Genomic DNA, 19,633 nt, shown 5'->3' on the forward strand with positions numbered 1-19,633 from the left:
TAGACCTGGTTATAATGGGCTCGCACGGAGATATGGGGTACAGGGATTTCTTTATCGGCTCGAACGCTTACTACACCATCAAAAGAGCAGCCTGCCCGGTTTTATTAATTCCTGAACAGAATAAGTGGAGTGAGTTTCGCAAGATCCTGTTCCCGGTAAGACCGGCGCTGTTTTCTTCAAAACTGTTCGATGTTATTTGTGAACTTACCAGGCACAATACCCAAAAGTGCATGCTTCAACTTTTAGGAATAGCCCCGGGTGAACAGAAGAATAACATTTCAATTTTATCAAAAACAGTTCTGGAGGCCAAAAAGCAATATAACGAAGAGAAGTTCGACATAGCTTTAAGCAATGGCAAAAGCAACGATATTGCCGAATACGTATTGCAGAGATCGAAAGCTATAAATGCCGACCTGGTAGTTATTTCGCAGGGATTAGACCTGGCCAGTAATCCATTTTTTATTGGTCCTTTCTCTCAACGGATCATCAATCATGCGAAAACGCCTGTATTAAGTTTAGTACGATCATCATATAACTAGGGTAAACCCGGGCATTTTCAGCCCGGGATCAACCATCTTTAAATTTAAGCAGCAACGGAGGCCATGTGCCTGCATTCCTCTGCGCATTGTGCACATATACGGGCGCATTCCTGGCAATGTTCGTTTTGGTGCTTTTTACATTCGGAACCACAGGCCTCGCAAATTTCCGCACAAATACGGCATAGCTCAACAGCTTTTTCACTTCCGAGGCTCATAAGCTGAGCCGAAGCATAGCAAATTGCTGCACATTCCATGTCGAGCTGAATACAACGGGCCATCATTTTTACATCCTTTTCCTGTGTACAGGAAGAAGCACAATGGTTACAAATAGCTGCACATCGCAGGCATGCGTCTATACAACTTTGAAACTGATGATAATTTGCCATAAAATCAATATTTAAGGTTAATAATACTTTCCTGGAAAACAGATCTCCTACACCCAGTTTACTACTGTCTTTATTTCGTTTTCTTCATGGGATAGTAAAGCCTTCTGATATTCGGCATATTGAAATTTGTTTGTAATGACTTTTTCTATAAGGCCCGGCCAGTATTCCTGGCTTTGTTGTAAATAATTTACGGCTATTTTATAATGTTCTTTGCTGGCATTTACGCTTCCCAGCAATACCTGGTTTTTTAATACGAGCTGTTGCATAATATTACCTGCCATTATCTCCATGGGCCGATGGCCCGCCGGAATACCGGTTGCCACATAAATTCCGTTATTTGCCAATGTGTCGATCAACTGGATCTGCAGCCTGGCAATTCCGGTAGCTTCAAACACGAAATCAAATTCTCCGAATTCATCGTCTATATCGATCGTTTTTACATTGCGGCCATCGATGTACCTGCCCGACAGGTTCTTGAGTATTTGAACACGTAATGAAGACTCGTCCACAATATCAAGCCCCGTTACTTTGGCGCCCTTGATGCGGAGTGCGAATGCTGTCATCAATCCAATAGGCCCCAGGCCGGCAACAAGCGCTCTTTTTCCCTTCAGCCAATTCGTATCGTCAAGGATGTTCCCCTGCCTTGCCAGCTGAATTATCAATGCTTCGTCTATGGCCTTTGCTGCTACGGACATTGGTTCCGTTAGTACGCCTATCTTTTTACAGGATTCCGGCACCTGTATAAAGTACTGTTCATGATCAACCACATATTCCGTCTGGAATCCATCTGCTCCTTTAATACCTCTCTCTTTATATTTACCGGTAAAGCACATGTCGCTGCGGTTATTCAGGCAGGCAGCACATTCATTACAACCGCGCCGTACGGTAAATAATCCATAATCGCCCCGTTTTACTGCCTGTACCTTATTTCCCGTTTCAACCACTACGCCGAACATTTCATGGCCGATGATGAGCGAATGTTTTCCCGCAGGCGCATCGGCACGGCCGCCCGATATCTCTTCCCGGTCGGTACCGCATATTCCAACCTGCAGTACTTTTAATTTAATGTCGTATTCTGAGGTCAGGCGCGGTTCAGATACATCTGTCAACATAACCTTCGCATCGTGTGGCACTATTGAAATTGCTTTCATGTGAAATGATTTACATTCTTATTTCTGCTGTCATTCAGTTGTTTGTCGAGATTGTAAGCAGCGCTGATCAGGCCAAGGTGGGTAAAGGCTTGCGGGAAGTTCCCCAAATGTTCGCCCCTGAAACCCAGTTGTTCGGAATACAGTCCCAGATGATTGGCATAGCCCAGCATTTTTTCAAAATAGAACCGTGCTTTTTCAAGTTGGCCTGCGCGGGAGAGGCATTCCACATACCAGAAAGTACACATGGAAAACGTTCCTTCATGGCTTACAAATCCATCGGGCGCGGCAAGGTTTGGCCGGTAGCGGTAAACCAGCGAATCTGATACCAGCTCCTTTTCTATCCGGTTCAGCGTCGATAGCCACCGGGGGTCTTTGGCACTTATAAACCGTACCAGCGGCATCAGGAGTGCAGACGCATCAACGGTTGGTGCGCCGGGATACTGCATAAATGCCTTTTTATCCTCGTCCCAGCAGTCTTTAAATATGGTATTGAAAATTTCGTCCCGCACAGCCCGCCAGTTTTCATTGTAGGGAAACGAACGTGACTTTGCTATTTTTATGGCCCTGTCAAACGCTACCCAGCAGAGGAGCCGGGAATATAAAAAATTACGTTTGCCGCCTCTTACTTCCCAAATGCCTTCATCGGGCTGGTTCCAGTTTTCAGCCAGCCAGTCGATCTGTTTCTCCAGGTCTTTCCAGAAATCATAAGAGATCCGCTCGCCATACTTATTATACAGGTAAACCGAATCCATCAGTTCGCCGTAGATATCGAGCTGCAATTGACTGTATGCATTATTGCCGATCCTTACAGGCGATGATTTCCTGTATCCCTCAAAATGGTCAAGTACCGATTCCTGCAACTGTCTATGCCCGTCGATAGAATACATTATGCCCAGCCTGTTGTGTCCTTTTATATCCTGGCAAAGCTTTTCTACCCAGTTAATGAAGTTGCCGGTTTCCTTTGTATAACCGAGAAGCAGCAGTGCATATACGGTAAAAGAAGCATCCCTTATCCAGGTATAGCGGTAGTCCCAGTTCCTTTTGGCGCCAATGCTTTCGGGCATGCTGAATGTCGGTGCTGCTACAATTGACCCATAACGGTGAGAGGTGAGCAGTTTCAACACCAGGGCCGATCTGTTCACCGTTTCCATCCAGCGCCCTTTGTATAACGACCTGGCTACCCAGTCTTTCCAGTAATTCACAGTGGCAAAAAGGCTTTCCGTTACAAATTCTTTGAAATCGCGTTCTACATGTTCCTTCTCTATATGTTCAAGTATGAAGTCGGCAGTCTGATTGGGCGATAAAGTAAAAGTGGCTGTTATGGCGCCATTGTCGGCTTTAAGCGGTATTGTGCTTCTTATGCGTATGACGGTTTTGTCGGACCCTTTGCTTTGCAGAACGATCTCGTTATCCGATACCACACTTACACTGTGATCGCTTCTGCCATAATTGAACCGGGGTTCACAATGCATTTCATAATGCACTTCACCTCTTATGGTTGTTACCCGCCTGATCAGTTCCTTTCCGTCGAACAACTCTTCAACCGGCATAAAATCGGTTATTTCGCCCACACCTTCTGTTGAAAGAAACCTGGTAAGCAAAACATTGGTGTCGGGCAAATACAATTGTTTTGTATTCATGTCAGAAAAAACCGGCCTGATCTGGAAATACCCGCCCTTCTTATCATCGAGTAACGCAGCAAAAATGCTGGGTGAATCAAAATCAGGAAAACACATAAAGTCGATAGAGCCGTTCAACGCAACCAGGGCCACAGTATTCAGATCTCCAATAATTCCATAATTTTCTATCGGTTGGTATGCCATTTTAGTTCTTTTAGAAGTTATAACCTCAACCCTGACAACACTGTTACGGCATATTATGCAAATCCGGTTCCGGGCAGTAAGTATTGCTGTATGGAACATCCATGACAAAAACCGGTAAATGTATTCAGATGGAACCGTTCAAATGCATTGATCAACTTTACCAATGCAGGGCGGGCGGATGTTTATGGTTTTTCCCGGCGTTAGTTGAAGGATGAGGATCATTCTAATATGCTTCTAATCACCCTTTAATATGTTGTGGAGACGGGGTCGCGAGGAAAATAGTACTTTATTCAGGGAATATATTATACAGGACAAAAACTACGCAGCCGTACTGTTTCCTTCATCGGCCGGGGGCATAGATATTGATGAAATGGTTTATAGTAGTTAATACAATAAATCAGTGGATATGGCTCAGGTGATAAGAATTTTATTCAAACATCAGGCTGGTTTCTATTCCGCTATTGTTACAGTGATACGTGAGTTTGAAACCGACTTCATAGACATCGAGTTTCTTGATGAAGATATTATAGGAATATTAAACGCTTCCACTATCTCATATGTGGCAGAAGAATTTAAAAAAATGCCAACTTATGAGTCAGCGTACTTCAGATCTATCCTGAACAGCCTGTTTACAATTATTAAAAACGCACAACATGTATCAGACGTACAGAATGCCAATATATTGTTGGATGAAGAGTTTGTGCGTCAAAACTAGCGCAATCTGGCAACGAATACTTCAGGTCGAAGGTGCTGATTGTATAATAGCCTGTTCCCCTTTGAAGTACAATAATATCATGTATTTATAAATAAGTGGATCATAAGTGCAATATATAACAGCGCAATGATCAAGGTATCGAGCCCCAACAGCCATGCCTGCTTCTTCTTTGGTTTAAAAAGCAGTCCCAGGCCTACTGTTGCGGTCATTATTATAGTTATAAAAACAGATAAGAGGTGAGCGGAAGAAATATATTTAAACAATGATCCTTCCCTGTAGAATACATCATCTACACCAAGAATAAACATATTGAATACGTTGCTGCCCAGCAAATTCCCGACAGCCATATCCAGTGCGCCTATTCGTAATGCAGACAGCGACACCACCAGTTCGGGCAATGACGTGGCCGCTGCTATGAACAATGTGCCAAAAAAGGAGTCGCCCAGGCCAGTTTCCGCCGCTATATGTTCACCAAAATAAGGCAGGAATACCGCAGCGCCGATTACGATAAATGCATTGAGGGCATAGCTCCAGATCACCTTTTTAAGTGCGGAAGCGTCAGGAGGTACTTTTACTTCTGCAGTGGAGGCCAGGTGTTCATTTTGCTCATATTTAAACATGCTCCAAACCGCTACCAGATAAACGGCAAACAGGACCAGGGTAAAGCTGCTTACCCATAAGACTGACGGCGCCGACTGCGACAGGTAGATAGCCATGCCCGCTACCGTTAGTAAAACAATTCCGAATATGGCCGCTACGATGTGGCTTGATTTTACCATTGAGAAGATCGGCTTCTTTATGCGGCTATCCAGTACAGAGAGTATGAGCAGATTGAATACACAACTTCCGAAAATATCGCCGGCAGCCAGATCAGGCGCTTTTACGATTGCCACGGCGCTAAAGCCGGTTATTAATTCAGGCAGGGAAGTGACGGAGGCCATTAGAATGAGGCCAACCCACGCTTTTCCCAAACCGGTGAGGTCGGCAATTTTGTCGCCATAATACGATAGCCTGGTTCCACTATAAACAATAACGGCGCCGCAGACAATAAACCCGGCAATAAACAGGTATAAGTTATTCATGGTGTTAATGACGAAGCGTTTTTCTTAAAATAAGATATCCGGCAATGCCTGCAATTACCGAGGCAACCAGTATACTGATCTTTGCGCTGTTTATCAGCGCAGGTTCACTGTAGGCAAGACTGGTTATAAACAATGCCATGGTAAATCCTATTCCGCCCAAAAGGCCAACGCCCCATATCTGCAGCCAGTTAACGCCTGTTGGAAGTTGCCCGATCCTCATTTTATGTGCCAGCCATGAAAAAAAGAAGATACCTAAAGGCTTGCCAATAACCAATCCCAATATAATTCCCACACTGGATGGTTCGGTGGCCACCTTCAGCAGGTTGGTATTCAATGCAACCCCCGTATTGCTCAGGGCAAAAACGGGCATAATGAAAAACATGACCAGGGGATGCAAAGAATGCTCAAGTGATTGCAGGGGAGGTTCCACATGTTCGCATTTTTCTCTGATAGATGTTACTACAGACTGCTCATCCTTTGACAGGAACCTGGTTTCTTTTCCTTTTGATGCACGGATCCCGCCCGCCAGGTTAATGATGGCTTGTTTAAAATCCTGTTTATTGATGGCTGTACTGGCCGGAATTACCAATGCAGCCAATACCCCCGCAACAGTTGCATGTACGCCCGATAACAAAAAGGCCAGCCATATTCCGGCAATCCCCGGAATAGCATAGGCTAGTTTGTTTCGAACACCAATCCAATTCATAATGATCATGACAATAAGAAAAAATGCGCCAAGTGCGACATTAGATAATATTATCTTCGATGAATAGAAGAAAGCGATGATCAGAACCGCACCAAGATCGTCAACAATGGCAAATGCCGTTAAAAATATTTTTAACGTCAATGGCACCTTTTTTCCTACCAGGGACAATATGCCCAGCGAAAAGGCGATATCCGTGGCCATTGGTATTCCCCAGCCGTCTGATGCAGGCGTGCCCTTATTGAATGCTATAAAAATAATTGCGGGAATGATCATTCCCCCTAAAGCGGCAAACAAAGGCATGGCTGCTTTTTTCCAGGTGGATAGTTCGCCCGCAATAATTTCGCGCTTGATCTCAAGGCCTATTGTAAAGAAGAATATAGCCATGAGGCCGTCATTTATCCATAGAAGCAGTGGTTTTGAAATAACGCCGCCGCTGAATCCCACCGTAATTTTATGTTGCCACAATTCATAGTAAATATTACTGCCCTGCGAATTGGCCCAAATGAGCGCCACTATTGTAACAAATATCAGCAGGATGCCCGGTGCGGAAGGTTTTTTAAAAAACCTGATGACAGCGTCCGGGAGTACAGAAGTTAATTTCTTTTCAGCCATTGAATGATCGTTTTATATCCATTTAATTTCGACTTAAACATGTTTTCATTATCCCTGACTTTTCTTAACTCCCTTTATGATTGTTTATTTGAAGTATCTGCGAATGGGATTGCCAAAACCGGAATGACGGAATGAAATGTCATTTGTTTTGTTTTGCTTCGCCTCAGGAACCTGTCCCAAAAGCTTTTGTGATAGGTTATCATTGCAAGTATATCCACTTCATTTTTTTCGTCATAGCTCACGATCGTTTGCTCAAAATCTTCCCCTTTCAACACTTCGCCTTTGAAAGAAACATCGGGAAATGATCTTTTTAAAAATTCCATATAATGACTCAGTTGGCTTGTATTTATTAAGTATGACGACTCGTCGGCATGGTGGGTATCCCAAAAAACTACCGTATGAACCGTAGCCTGGAATAATTTCGCCAATTCAATTACCGGCTTCAGCAGATTGGTATTTTCTTCAAAGTGATTGGTGGCAAACAGTATTGCATCCGGTTGCTCCATTTTATAGGCCTCAGGTATGGCAAGTACGGGCAGGGTAGACTGTCCTATGGTATCTGTTGCCACGCTGCCCATAAAAATTTCTTTCAGGCCTGTTGCGCCTTTTGTTCCCATCACTATCAGATCCACTTCAATTTTTCGTGCACAATCAAGAATGGAGGTTGTAACCTTTCCGCTGGCTAATTCTGACTCGATGTTAACTGAAGGGAAAAACGACAAAACAGACCTGCGTACTGCATGTACTTCGCTATACCTGCTTTTAATTATTTCATCTTCCAGTTTCTCATGTAGTGCATGAGGTTGTCTTATTTTGTCAACAACAGGCTCAACCACATGCAATAAATGAATAGTTGCCCCGCTTTTGTAAGCAATTTCTGCAGCATACATACATGCTTTCATCGAATTGTTGGAGAAGTCGGTAAGAACAAGTATTTTTTCCATAATTGAAAAGGATTTTATCCCTGACACTGGTAGAACATCTTTTTCGTTTTAACCAGGCCGGGAGTTAGCTGCATGAACAGATCGTTATTGAACCAGATTATTTCGTTCACCGGGGTGGATATTCAGGAAGAACCTGAGGGTAGCGGCATATTATTTGATATTGCCTAACACCAATAGAAAGATCATTATTGATGCGAAGATAGGTATATTTTATAAATTGACGGTATTGCTATCATCACAGGCCGCGCGTGTCGCCGGCAAGCCAGGCTGCCCATGAGTGCTTCTTTAAATGAGCGGTGCCGGAAAGCCAAAAAGTATTGTAATGCAAAAATATAAAAGCGGGTATTAAACCGATGGTCTCTTATACGGCAACCACCAGAGCATATACATAACCGCATCCGGCGATAGTTCTCCCATATTGCCGGGTTATTCAAACAGGTGTTCTTCCAGTTTTTTGTCGTGCCCATAAATGTCTTCCGTGAAATATACCATTCCCCTGTCATCGGCCCAGCTTGTAAAATAGGTTATAAAAACGGGCAATGGCCGGCTGATCCTTACCCATTTTTCAGTACCGCTGTTCATCGCTTTTCTTATTGCCTTTTCAGGCCAATCAGGGTTATTTCTCAGCAGGTATTTTGCCAGCTCGAACGGTTGCTGCAAACGGATACAGCCATGGCTGAAGGCCCGTTTATGGCGGCCAAACAATGCTTTGGCGGGCGTGTCATGAAAATAGATATTATAGCTATTGGGAAAAATGAACTTTACATCGCCAAGCGCATTTCCCCATCCCGGCCTTTGTCTTACTATTGGCAGGCTGTCACTGTAATAACCGATAACTTCCATATTGTTGCGCTGTAAATAAGAGGTGCTCCGGTTCATGGCAGGATAAATTTCCCTGCGTATTATACTGCGGGGGATATTCCAGTACGGACTAAAAACGATAAACTCCAGTTCATCTGAAAAAATAACGGTACGGTTGGCTGTCTTTCCTACCACTACATTCATCCCTAACACTTCATTTCCATTTTCATATACCCTTAACCGGTATTCAGGTATATTTACCGTAATACAGTTCTCCGGCTGCGGGGGCATCCACTTCATCCGTTCCAGATTGATAAGCATTTGTTTCAATCTTTCTTCAACGGGAACATTCAATTCCTTTATCAGGGCAGCATCAATATGGTTCGACGGGGGTAAGCCAAATTGTTGTTGTAGCATTTTTATCGCTGTCAATAATGAATCGTTGTATAAATCAGTTGTATCGGATGGCGAATAAGCATCGATGGCCGACAGTCGCTTTTTTAAGGCCGGTATCAATTTATTCCGGTTGCCTTTTCTAATTTTTTCCGTTGGGGGGGCTATAATCATCCATCCGCCTTTCTCCTGAATTCTCCGGTATTTTATAACGGCATTCCGTAACTGGTAAAACCGCTCACTTAAAGGCTTCCATTCTTGTTTTTGAAGAGAAATAAACGAATCGAGCAGCACGCGGGCATTCAACTTTCGTTTTGGAATGTGCCATCGCATTACTTCCGGGTTGGCTTTGGGGCCGTACACGGCTTTTACATAATAAAGGAAATGCCTGGTGAGGCGAAGTTCCGTATTGGCGAGTACATCTGCCGGCGTTTCATATAAGCTGTCTTCATACATTAACCTGTTCATGGCCTGATGAAGATTACGGTAATAAACCGCGCTATCGTTTGTGTTTTTTATATACTGATCATATAAATTCCAGAAACCTTCGGCCTGAACCGTTAAGCCATCTTTATTGAACCAGGCAAATGAATAGTTGCGGCTATTATAAAAATTGCGGATGTAGATTTTCGTACTGTCGTTTTCTACTTCTTCTCTTAGAAACGCTTCCATTCCTGCACTATCGAGGAACAGCTCTGAGTAAGCGTTTTGCCTGGTAATGGTGCTGTCTCTGGGTAATGTGTCGGGCAGGGTTTTATTATGTCGCTGCCTGCATTGCATAAGTAGGATCCCCAAAAGTAATATGATAAAATATTTCATCCTGTGCTGTTGTTTAATGTTGTCGCCGTATAAAATTGACTCCTGCCGTAACCTTTCTGAATTTACAAATTAATTCAGTTCGCAGCAATTAAGGTATTGCTTAAGTTTATGATACTACACGTTGTTCCATCTTTGTTTTAATATTATTTTAACCGTGTGGTAATGCAGCCGGCTTTTAACGGCATTTTAATTACAGCTTAACTACCCTCTTAAGCCCGTGTAGTAAATTTAACCATATCACTTAGTTGCAGGATATAAACCACATTTTACGCATTAACGGCACTTCCAGAAATCCATTCGTTCTCTAGTATAACTGCCTGCACCGATTTAACATATTTTTTGTAGTAAAAATTAAACAAATGAAAAAAATATTATCATTTACCATGGGCATTTTGCTCATTCCTGTATTGATGTTCGCGCAAAACGTAGGCGATGCAGAAGAACTGATCTATTATAAACGCTATACCGGAGCGCAGCAAATGCTGAACGGCATTGTGAGCCGGGAGCCGGCCAACGCGGAAGCTTGGTACTGGCTTGCACAGGCATATATACACGACGACAGTACAAGTGCCATAACGGACCTGGTGCAGCGTGCACCGGAAAACATTCATAACGAACCATATTTTCAGGTGGCCCGGGGACACCTGCTTTTAACGCAGCATAAAAAAGACAGTGCGAACCTGTTATTTGAACAGGCTGTAAAAAAGACGAGGTCAAAAGATGCCGGCATATTGGCGGCGGTGGCAAGAGCGCATATTTCAACACCGGCAGGAGATGGCCAGGCAGCGCTCGACATGCTGAAGAAGGCCATTAAAAGAGACAAAAAGAACCCGGCTTTGTATACGCTAATGGGCGATGCCCACCGCAAAATGGGTAATGGCGAAGAAGCTTATAAAGCCTATAACCAGGCGCTTTCAAAAAATGCCGCATACGCCGCCGCCCATTATAAAATAGGGAAGATATTTGCTTCACAAAACAACCCTTCTGTTTACCTGAAATATTTTGTGCAGGCCATTGATGCCGATCCAAAGTATGCCCCGGCATTGTATGACCTGTATTATCATTATTATTTTACAGATGCCAACAAGGCGATGGCGTATTTCAACAGGTATATTGCAAACAGTGACAGGGAACCGGAGAACGATTATCGCTACACAGACCTGCTTTACCTGACAAAAAAATACGAAGAGGCTATTGATAAAGCGCAGCAATTGCTTTCGCAACCGCAGGCCGACACCATAACCCGCTTGCATAAGCTGCTGGCGTATAGTTACCTGGGTTTGAATGATACGGCAAATGCCATATCCAGTATGAACAATTATTTTTCTTATGAAGCCGACAGTAATCTGGTAGCAAAGGATTTCGAAACGATGGCAACACTGTATGAAACGATGGACGGTGCGGAAGATTCGGTGCTCGTTAATTATGAAAAGGCTGCTGCCATTACAAATGATACGATGGCCAGGTATACCTATTATCGAAAAATAGCCGACCTGTATAAGGAACGCGATGATTTTGCCAGCCAGGCATACTGGCTTGGAAAGGTTTATGAGAATAATGATCGTGCCTCTAATCTTGACCTGTTCAATTGGGGTGTTGCTCATTTCAAGGCCGAACAATACAAGGAAGCCGATACGGTATTCGGCCGTTATATAGAAAAATATCCCGATCAGGGTTTCGGTTACTACTGGCGTGCCCGCACCAATGCCCTGCGTGATTCATCCATGCAGGAAGGGTTGGCGATCCCGTATTATGACCAGTTGATCGATGTGATCGAAGAAAAGGATACGATCACCTCCACCCATAAAAAGTGGCTTGTTCAGGCCTATGGGTATAAAGCGGCCTGGGAAACCAACGAACAAAATGATTATGCGGCAGCCATCGAAAACCTTAACAAGGTACTCGAAATCGACCCGGCCAACGATGACGCGCGCCGCTATATAGCGATACTTGAAAAAAAGGTATCGGCCGGCGCAGAAAGTGAAGGTAAAAATTAACCCCACCCTGTTTTTTATAGTTAACTGAATGTGATCAGTTAGAAAATGCCCTTTCGGAAGAAAGGGTATTTTTATGCCTTAATATTGCTGTTGAAGATGTTGTTTTGGTTATTTTGTATATTACTGAAAAATAAGTTACCAATTTTAGATCTTATGCAATTAAGTGAGGTAAAAGCCAGGCCGGCCGTAGTATTGTTGGATGTTTATGAAACGCTGCTCGATATGACCGTGATAGAAAAAAGGGTCAATCAGATACTCGACAACAAAAGAGGGTATTTTATCTGGTTTGAACTATTTATGCAGTATTGTTTTGTCGACAACAGTATTGTACAATTCAACGACTTTGCATCGATTGCTTATGCCACCATGCAAATGGCCGGGCGTACGTTAGGCGAGGAAATAGATGAACATGACATCAATGAAGTGCTCGAGCTGTTGAAACACCTGCCTGTTCATGAAGGGGTGCAGGAGGGACTTTCTCAATTGAACGACGCGGGCTTCAGGATCGCTGCGCTTACCAACTCGCCTGAGCGAACGGTTACGGAAAGAATGGAGCGTACCGGCCTTATTTCCTATTTCGAAAAAGTGATGAGCGCCGAACACGTAAGGAAGTACAAGCCTTCCCTCGAGGTTTATGAATGGGCCATAGCCAAACTGAACGTGCAGCCAGGCGAGGTGCTGTTGGTTTCGGCACACGGCTGGGACCTGGCAGGTGCGGTTAATGCCGGCATGCAAACAGCCTATCTTAAACAACCGAAACAGATGTTGTACCCGCTTGCGCCCAAACCTGATTACATTTGTACCAGCATTACCGATCTGGCCGGTCAGCTAAAAGCCGTTCACAGCTAAATAACTACAATGATACTTTTATATTAGCCGGGCATTTGATCTTTGATCCTTAGGTCATAAAAATCTGTTCTCCGGTCTTTCATGTTTCTAACGCTGCCATAAGCCCGCAACTCGTCAAGAAGCGACAGGTCTACATCAGAGATCAGGATCATTTCAGTATCAGGGGTGGCTTCGCTTTTGATGCCGTTTGAAGGAAAGGCAAAATCGCAGGGCGTAAAGACCGCCGATTGCGAATACTGGATGTCGAGGTTTTCAACCTTGGGCAAATTGCCAACGTGCTGGTAATCTGATAACGAAAGGCTTTTAATGATCAGTTCATTTATTACGATGGCATTCTTATTCATACTTGCAAACTTTAATGGTTATTCGATCACCAACCTGATAGAGTCGGCCTTTACCCGCTGCTTTAACCATGAACTCAGCCTTATCCTTTCCCGTGCAGGCTGGCGTCGTGAAAACCGGGCGTAAAACAATGTAACGGTATCGAGCCTGGCTGTATCGATCTGCCTTACCACAACATTTGACAAAGAGTAGTAACGGATGGAAGGATATAGTGACCTCAATTCAGCTTTCAGGTCGGGATAAACGCCGGAGGTATTCTCAAGGGCAGGGGGGAGGGTGTCTTTTTTACCGGCCGATCCGGAATATACGTCTTCCAGGATACTGGCTTTTATCTGGGCCAGGTCGATCTCGTTTTTTGCGTCAAGCCCCTGCCTGACAATGAAATCGGCAAATCCCAGGTTGTATAAGTAACGCCTGTGCGAAAGGGAATCGATTATCTGGTCTGGCAGTTCCTGGCCGATAAGGAGCACCTCTATCTTAGGTTTACTATGATCGAACTTATAAACCCTGTTTACGACCTGGGTTTGCGCAAAGTTAAACTCATTCTGCAAGAACCGCCTGGCGTTTTCCTCGAAGATCGTACGTTGAACAATACGCCAGGTAAGGTATGTACTGGGCAAAATGGTAAGCACCAGCATTATCCATACAGACCGCACGACAAATTTTTTTCTGGCTTCGGTAGGAAATTCGATCTTGTTGAATTTCAGGTATCTTACAATGACAAGGGTAGCCAGGCAAATAAAAACGCTGTTGATAAAGAACAAATAGATGGCCCCCAAAAAATAAAACCACTGCCCTGAGGCAAGGCCGTAGCCTGCCGTGCACAGCGGCGGCATCAACGCCGTAGCAATGGCTACGCCGGGGATCACATTGCTTTTTTCCCTTCTGGTGCCGGCTACGATACCCGCCAGTCCGCCCAAAAAAGCGATAAAAACATCCCAAACCGATGGGGTGGTTCTGGCCAGTAATTCAGACTTGGCTTCGTGCAGAGGGGTAATGAGAAAATACAGGTACGAGGTAAAAATACTGATGGTAGCGGCAATAAGAATGTTTTTGATACCCCGTTTAAGCAGGTCGAAATCATACACACCTATTGCCAAACCAATTCCCATAATAGGACCCATTAACGGCGATATAAGCATGGCGCCGATAATAACGGCGGTAGAGTTCATATTTAACCCGATCGATGCGATCAGTATGGCAAAGATCAACGTCCATAGATTGGTACCCCTGAAACTGACATTCCTTCTTATCGACTCAACAATTTCGTTCTCTTCCGCCTTATCTTCATGTAAATTGAACAATTGACTAATAAACCTGCTTAATGCCGTTAGAACATCTTTCATACTAAGTCATTTAAACGTATCATATTGAGCCATTTTTCTAAATTATTACCCTTATAAATGTAAGGAGGTATCTTTAATATTGCGTTTCAAAATGTGAAATAATGATAAAGAAACCTGTCATTGCCGTTTTTCATCATCGGTTATCCCGCAATAGCTGCAGGATTTTTAGTACCTCTTCATAAAGCTACCGTTGCTGCGCGTGGGTCGTGTATAGGCGATAGTGGTAACTATTTTATGGTTTGGCGAAAAAATAACGGCTATGAATAGCGCAGAGAAGTTGCTTTTGCCGGGCCCCGTTTGCAAGGTAGCTCCATGGGTGTGTTACAAGAAAATACGGAACGGCCAGATTCCTTAAAACAAAAAAACAAATGTTCAAATATTACCAGGCCGCAGTATGCGGTATTTTTTACAGGCCTGTTTGTATAAATAATGGAGTCTCTTGTGCCAGATCTATTAGCAGATTCTAATTTGCTTCTAACAGCCCTTTAATATTTTGTATGGAACTTAGGTGAGATAAAATAAGCCGAAGTTCAGCATTGATGCTAATTTATTCGGACGTAACCATACAAATTCAGCGATCATGGACCAGGTGTTAAAGGTTTTTTTCAGGTATCAGGCTGAGTATTATTCCGCATATATCACAATTGTACATCAATTTGAAATAGACTTTGTTTTTATTGAATTCCTCGATGACGTGATCATAGATAGTTTCCACACTTCCTACCTGTCGTATGCCGGGAAAAACGGATTCAAAAAATTAGATGTGTACCACTCGGTTTCCCTTCGCCCAATACTGAGCAGCATAGTTCACATTATACAAAACGCACAACAGCACTGTGACAAAAATGCCGATGAAATGCCGGATGAGGAATATATCCGGCAAAATTAATACAGTGAATTCCGGTTAAAGGGGCCGCCGCTCCCATCTTCCTTCCCTTCTTTTTACACTTTTTACTGTTTTGCAGGGCACAGCTTTTGATGTCATGTTATTACATATTCATTTAAAGTGAAACCTTGGTTTTTATTAACTTATAAAAAAGCTATATGAAAGACAGAGTAAGAAGAAATTCGGCAACTGAGCAAAACATGAATATCGATAATGAGATCAGGGAAAAGATTACTCAGTATGCTTCTCTTGATAAAGTGGCTATAACGAATAGAATTAAACAGTTGGATGAAGAATGGGATATAGAAAGAGTACTTGAAGTTAATATGTCTTCAATTGCCCTTACCGGAGTTGCGCTGAGCGCTTTTCACCACAGGCGGTGGTTAGTTTTACCGGCAATAGTACTGGGCTTTTTTGCCCAGCATGCCATCCAGGGCTGGTGCCCGCCGCTGCCATTGTTTAGAAGGCTGGGTTACAGGACCAGAGCCGAAATCGATAAAGAGAAATATGCGCTCAAAGTGTTGAGAGGCGATTTCAATGAAGTAGGTGGAGCTGGTGAGAAAAATAGTGAAGCAGTTTTTGCTGCGGTAACCCGCAACTAAAAGATCAATAATTCAGCTGGCATGGAAACAGGTTGCCTCGTAAAGTATAATGGCATCTGCCTGTAAAACATATGGGCGAAGGGGGAAAAGCTTACTTGATTGGCACGCATTAAACGAAAAAGCCTCGCAAATCTTTCGACTTGCGAGGCTTTTTTGTGCCCCAGGTAAGAGAATTTCATTGGAAGTAAAATTCACAAGGACTTGAAATTTGGAAAATTCATTAAATTTAATAATCCCGGCGCCAGGAGATCGTTAGTTCGACATCTCCGTTCCTGTAGTATTATCAGAAATAGTGATAGAAGGCGGGCAAACGACAGATTGGTTTTAGAACAGTAGAATGGCGAGAGGGCGATTTTTCCGGTTTGTGCCAGGTTATTTTTAAAATGAACACGATATGAAAATAAGAACCGGAACACCGTTGGATGAAGCGCAAGCCACCGCGGTGTTAACTTTGGCATTCAGTAATGATCCAATGGCACGTTGGTCACTGCCAGACGCTGCGAAATTCCTGGCTGCCTTTCCATTGCTGACGAAAGCATTTGGCGGGAGTTCATTCGAAGGCGGGACGTCTTTTATTGCCGAGGGGTTTGCAGGTGCTGCTTTATGGTTACCTCCGGGTGTTGGACCCGATGATGAGTCTCTTGTGCGAATATTGGTCGAAAATGCCAGCGACGACATCAAAGACGATATGCCGAAAATATTTGAGCAAATGGAAGAATTCCACCCTGCCGAACCGCATTGGTATCTGCCGATGATTGGCGTAGACCCGGCTCGTCAAGGCGATGGGGTAGGTTCCGCATTAATGGCCGAAGCGCTGAAGGTTATCGACCGCAACGGAGCAATTGCTTATCTTGAATCCTCAAATCCCAGAAATATTTCTCTCTATAAGCGTCACGGTTTCGAGGTAATTGGTGAAATTCAATCCGGTAGTTCACCTACTGTACGACCCATGCTGCGAAAAGCAAGATAGATTCGGTAAATAGACGATGCAATTAGTGAAAATTTTCGTTGACAGTTGAGAAGCATGTTCAAAATATATTTAAGAAAGTTGAAGTGGGGAGTAATCTGCAAATCTAATAACTGTTTGACCAAATTTTGCATCCCCGACATTTTCAGGCTTGTAAGAGGTTTTTAAAATTGCGTCAAAAAATGAGCCCTCCCGTATGCCTACTCCAACTTCTATTTTCCTGCCTTCCGTAGCCGCAATTGCCGATCCCCAACAATTATATCTATCTTCCGGAGCGCCCCGGGGGCCAGGAGCCGTACTTGATTGGAACCTTAAAAATACATCTGTGGTAAGTTGGCTGCTGGAGTTTCTAATAGATTCTGTATAAACAATGATTTATACATGTTTCAAGGCTCTGCAAAGCTGGGCCTAATTCATGAACTTAAGCCCGGGTTGGGGGATCACAGTAACTCCTGCCTATAAACGAGCTTCTAATTAGGAATTGAAAATTGATGTTTTATGTAAAGTGTGTATTTTTGTTAGAAGTGGTGGTTTTCACATATTTTAAATAATAAAACGAACAGTGTACATACAGGAAATATCAATTGATATAAAGTCTAAAGTTAGCAAGGACGAGCTTATTGGCGAGTTTCATACGCTTATGTCATTTTATCGTGGTAGCGGTCAAACACAAGGTAAAATAGAATCTCAATATATAACTGGTAACAAAATTGTTTGTCTTCCTTACACGCTTGAAAAAAACTCACTTGCCAGGAAATACAATAACTTTTATGTAAATAAACAGACTAAAAAGGTAGAAGATATCTGTAAGTCGTCATTGTTATTTAGAACAGTAGGCAGATCCTATAATAGCTACAAATCACCTTGCACATGTAAAAAGTCTGCTTTTTTTATTCTTATTACAAACTATATTTCGATTGACTCACCTTTGACCTGTGGAACTTGTAACAGAACTGTTCCTCTATACCGACTACCTGTTTACCACGATTATGGATATATGCCTATTTTAAGTTGGGAAACTAACTACATTTCCTGCGACAGTTTGCAAATGAACTGTAAAGTAGGGGAACGATGGGCTTTGAATCAAATGCAGGAAATAAAATCACAGCTTTCTGGACAAGGACTTGAAATTTGCAAAACGATCGAAAAACTAACCTCGATTCCCACTTATTACTACCTACACAATTATAGGAAATTAAAAGGAGACCAATTAGTAGTACCTTGTCCCGGTTGCAATAAAAAATGGAGTTTAAAAGAACAATTGCACAATTTATATGACTTCAAATGTGACAGATGCAAAATAGTTTCAACTATTTCACCCAATACGTAAAGAAGAACCGCGAACAAATAAATTAAAACAACAATCGAACGGTAATAATAATAGATTGATCCTGCTTTATGTGATGTGATAGAATAAGTGATTGACCCCTAAATTATACGATTAGAGCTTGGTTCGATATACCATTCCAGTATATAAATAAAAACGCCTCGTAAATATTGATTTACAAGGCGTTTAGTTTTGGTGCCCCACTTAAGAGAATTATCGAACCAGGAGATAGAAGAAGTGGAGTTAATTTATAAGCTTATGATTCTTATTGATAATTAATTACATTTGATGTTAGCTGCAAATACATGGGAGCTTTATAACATGGATAGATAAATTTGAATGAGAAAACTGATAATCATACTTGGACTTATTGGACTGACAGTTTTGGGTTTATTTTATGCCAAACTAAAATTCTACGATTCAAAATACCGACTTGACAGTGCAAAATCTGAAGTAAAGCCAACTACCTGTAATGAGATAATAAAAAATGGCGACATTATTTTTCAGACCTCGCTGTCTGGACAAAGTAAAGCCATTCAACTTGCGACAAAGTCAAAATATTCTCATTGTGGACTTATCTTCAAAGATGGTAATGACTTTTACGTTTTTGAGGCGGTTCAACCAGTAAAGTGGACACCACTTAACAGATGGATTGCACGGGGGCAAGACGGAAGGTATGTAATCAAGAGGCTTAAAAACGCAGACCAGGTTTTAACTTTTGCGACACTTTTAAAGATGAAGCAGGTTGGTAATAAATTTAACGGTAAAAACTACGACTTGACTTTTGAATGGTCCGATGAGAAAATTTATTGTTCTGAGCTTATTTGGAAAATCTATCAACGGGCGACAGGGATTGAAATAGGCAAACTTCAAAAACTCAGCGACTTTGACTTGACAAATGAAGCGGTTAAGAAAAAAATGAAAGAGCGTTATGGCGACAAAATACCTCTTGACGAGATTGTGATTTCACCAGAAGCAATTTTTGATAGCGAACTTTTAATAACTGTAAAGTCAAACTAATGATAACGAAAAAAACTGCTTCAGCTTTTTACCCGAGCTATTATTGTTCAAATGAATTTCTAATCTTAAACTGAAAGTGGTTCGATATTCCATTTCAGAATATAAATAAAACGCCTCGTAAATATTTTTACAAGGCGTTTCAGTTTTGTGCCCCGGATTAGAGAATTATCGAACCAGGAGATGGAAGATTTAATGCTTATTTTTAAGCTTAAACCATTAATAGTCAAAACGGAATGAATGTAATAATTTCAGATGCTACCAGGGCATACTCAAATTCTTAAATATCACATGGATTAAACAAGGAGAAAACATCTTCGGTTATTTGA

Annotated in this window: 18 protein-coding genes; 9 read left to right on the forward strand and 9 right to left on the reverse strand. The window is 42.6% G+C overall.

From position 1 onward, the window contains the following. The coding region (locus A4R26_RS28745; RefSeq protein WP_165760453.1) for a universal stress protein at positions 1–539 on the forward strand (539 nt) is incomplete at its 5' end. Positions 540–583: 44 nt separating this feature from the next. Here the strand turns inward: A4R26_RS28745 and A4R26_RS35985 are convergent. The 3 genes from A4R26_RS35985 to A4R26_RS28760 are packed head-to-tail and all read right to left on the reverse strand — an operon-like array spanning position 584 to position 3,899. Next, the gene (locus A4R26_RS35985; RefSeq protein ID WP_081169989.1) at positions 584–925 is read right to left on the reverse strand and encodes a four-helix bundle copper-binding protein; all 342 of its coding nucleotides are present in this window, start codon (positions 923–925) and stop codon (positions 584–586) included. Between the two features lie 47 nt (positions 926–972). Then, positions 973–2,076 (reverse strand): glucose 1-dehydrogenase, encoded by a 1,104-nt coding sequence (locus A4R26_RS28755; RefSeq protein ID WP_081169990.1) that lies wholly within the window; start codon positions 2,074–2,076, stop codon positions 973–975. Next, entirely contained in the window at positions 2,073–3,899 is a 1,827-nt protein-coding gene (locus A4R26_RS28760; protein WP_081169991.1) for a glycoside hydrolase family 15 protein, read from the reverse strand. The genes A4R26_RS28755 and A4R26_RS28760 overlap by 4 nt, the downstream gene beginning before the upstream one ends. 406 nt (positions 3,900–4,305) lie before the next feature. On the opposite strand from A4R26_RS28760, the gene A4R26_RS28765 reads away from it, so the two are divergent. Then, entirely contained in the window at positions 4,306–4,614 is a 309-nt protein-coding gene (locus tag A4R26_RS28765; RefSeq protein WP_081169992.1) for a hypothetical protein, read from the forward strand. A 77-nt stretch (positions 4,615–4,691) separates the two neighbouring features. Here the strand turns inward: A4R26_RS28765 and A4R26_RS28770 are convergent, their stop codons facing one another. The 4 genes from A4R26_RS28770 to A4R26_RS28785 all read right to left on the reverse strand — a co-directional run bounded on the left by A4R26_RS28770 (position 4,692) and on the right by A4R26_RS28785 (position 9,971). Next, positions 4,692–5,696, reverse strand: coding sequence for a sodium:calcium antiporter (locus A4R26_RS28770; protein ID WP_081169993.1), 1,005 nt, complete (start codon positions 5,694–5,696; stop codon positions 4,692–4,694). Between the two features lie 4 nt (positions 5,697–5,700). Further along, complete coding sequence (gene nhaA, locus A4R26_RS28775) at positions 5,701–7,014, reverse strand: Na+/H+ antiporter NhaA (protein ID WP_081169994.1); 1,314 nt, start codon at positions 7,012–7,014, stop codon at positions 5,701–5,703. A 74-nt stretch (positions 7,015–7,088) separates the two neighbouring features. Beyond that, the gene (locus A4R26_RS28780; RefSeq protein WP_081169995.1) at positions 7,089–7,958 is read right to left on the reverse strand and encodes a universal stress protein; all 870 of its coding nucleotides are present in this window, start codon (positions 7,956–7,958) and stop codon (positions 7,089–7,091) included. Between the two features lie 426 nt (positions 7,959–8,384). After that, positions 8,385–9,971 (reverse strand): L,D-transpeptidase family protein, encoded by a 1,587-nt coding sequence (locus A4R26_RS28785; RefSeq protein WP_081169996.1) that lies wholly within the window; start codon positions 9,969–9,971, stop codon positions 8,385–8,387. 359 nt (positions 9,972–10,330) lie between these two features. On the opposite strand from A4R26_RS28785, the gene A4R26_RS28790 reads away from it, so the two are divergent. Continuing rightward, positions 10,331–11,968, forward strand: coding sequence for a tetratricopeptide repeat protein (locus A4R26_RS28790; RefSeq protein ID WP_081169997.1), 1,638 nt, complete (start codon positions 10,331–10,333; stop codon positions 11,966–11,968). Between the two features lie 153 nt (positions 11,969–12,121). Beyond that, positions 12,122–12,817 (forward strand): haloacid dehalogenase type II, encoded by a 696-nt coding sequence (locus A4R26_RS28795; RefSeq protein WP_165760454.1) that lies wholly within the window; start codon positions 12,122–12,124, stop codon positions 12,815–12,817. A 23-nt stretch (positions 12,818–12,840) separates the two neighbouring features. Here the strand turns inward: A4R26_RS28795 and A4R26_RS28800 are convergent, their stop codons facing one another. Both A4R26_RS28800 and A4R26_RS28805 read right to left on the reverse strand, forming a co-directional pair. After that, positions 12,841–13,161, reverse strand: a complete 321-nt coding sequence (locus tag A4R26_RS28800; RefSeq protein WP_242675046.1) for a carbon-nitrogen hydrolase family protein — start codon at positions 13,159–13,161, stop codon at positions 12,841–12,843. Between the two features lie 18 nt (positions 13,162–13,179). Beyond that, positions 13,180–14,505 carry a TIGR00341 family protein gene (locus A4R26_RS28805; RefSeq protein WP_081169999.1) on the reverse strand — a complete coding sequence of 442 codons (1,326 nt, stop codon included), beginning with the start codon at positions 14,503–14,505 and terminating at the stop codon, positions 13,180–13,182. 580 nt (positions 14,506–15,085) lie between these two features. Here A4R26_RS28805 and A4R26_RS28810 point away from each other — a divergent pair. From A4R26_RS28810 to A4R26_RS28830, 5 genes are all read left to right on the forward strand, one after another. After that, on the forward strand, positions 15,086–15,394 hold the full coding sequence (locus A4R26_RS28810; RefSeq protein ID WP_081170000.1) for a hypothetical protein: 309 nt from the start codon (positions 15,086–15,088) through the stop codon (positions 15,392–15,394). A 155-nt stretch (positions 15,395–15,549) separates the two neighbouring features. Further along, positions 15,550–15,993: a MerC domain-containing protein gene (locus A4R26_RS28815; RefSeq protein ID WP_081170001.1), complete on the forward strand. Its 444-nt coding sequence runs from the start codon at positions 15,550–15,552 to the stop codon at positions 15,991–15,993. A gap of 394 nt (positions 15,994–16,387) precedes the next feature. Further along, on the forward strand, positions 16,388–16,963 hold the full coding sequence (locus tag A4R26_RS28820; protein WP_081170002.1) for a GNAT family N-acetyltransferase: 576 nt from the start codon (positions 16,388–16,390) through the stop codon (positions 16,961–16,963). Between the two features lie 559 nt (positions 16,964–17,522). Further along, positions 17,523–18,290: a Zn-ribbon-containing protein gene (locus tag A4R26_RS28825; RefSeq protein WP_081170003.1), complete on the forward strand. Its 768-nt coding sequence runs from the start codon at positions 17,523–17,525 to the stop codon at positions 18,288–18,290. A gap of 336 nt (positions 18,291–18,626) precedes the next feature. After that, positions 18,627–19,307, forward strand: coding sequence for a YiiX family permuted papain-like enzyme (locus A4R26_RS28830; RefSeq protein ID WP_081170004.1), 681 nt, complete (start codon positions 18,627–18,629; stop codon positions 19,305–19,307). Positions 19,308–19,633: the final 326 nt, after the last annotated feature.

Source organism: Niastella populi, from assembly GCF_002078015.1.
Taxonomy (GTDB): Bacteria; Bacteroidota; Bacteroidia; order Chitinophagales; family Chitinophagaceae; genus Niastella; species Niastella populi.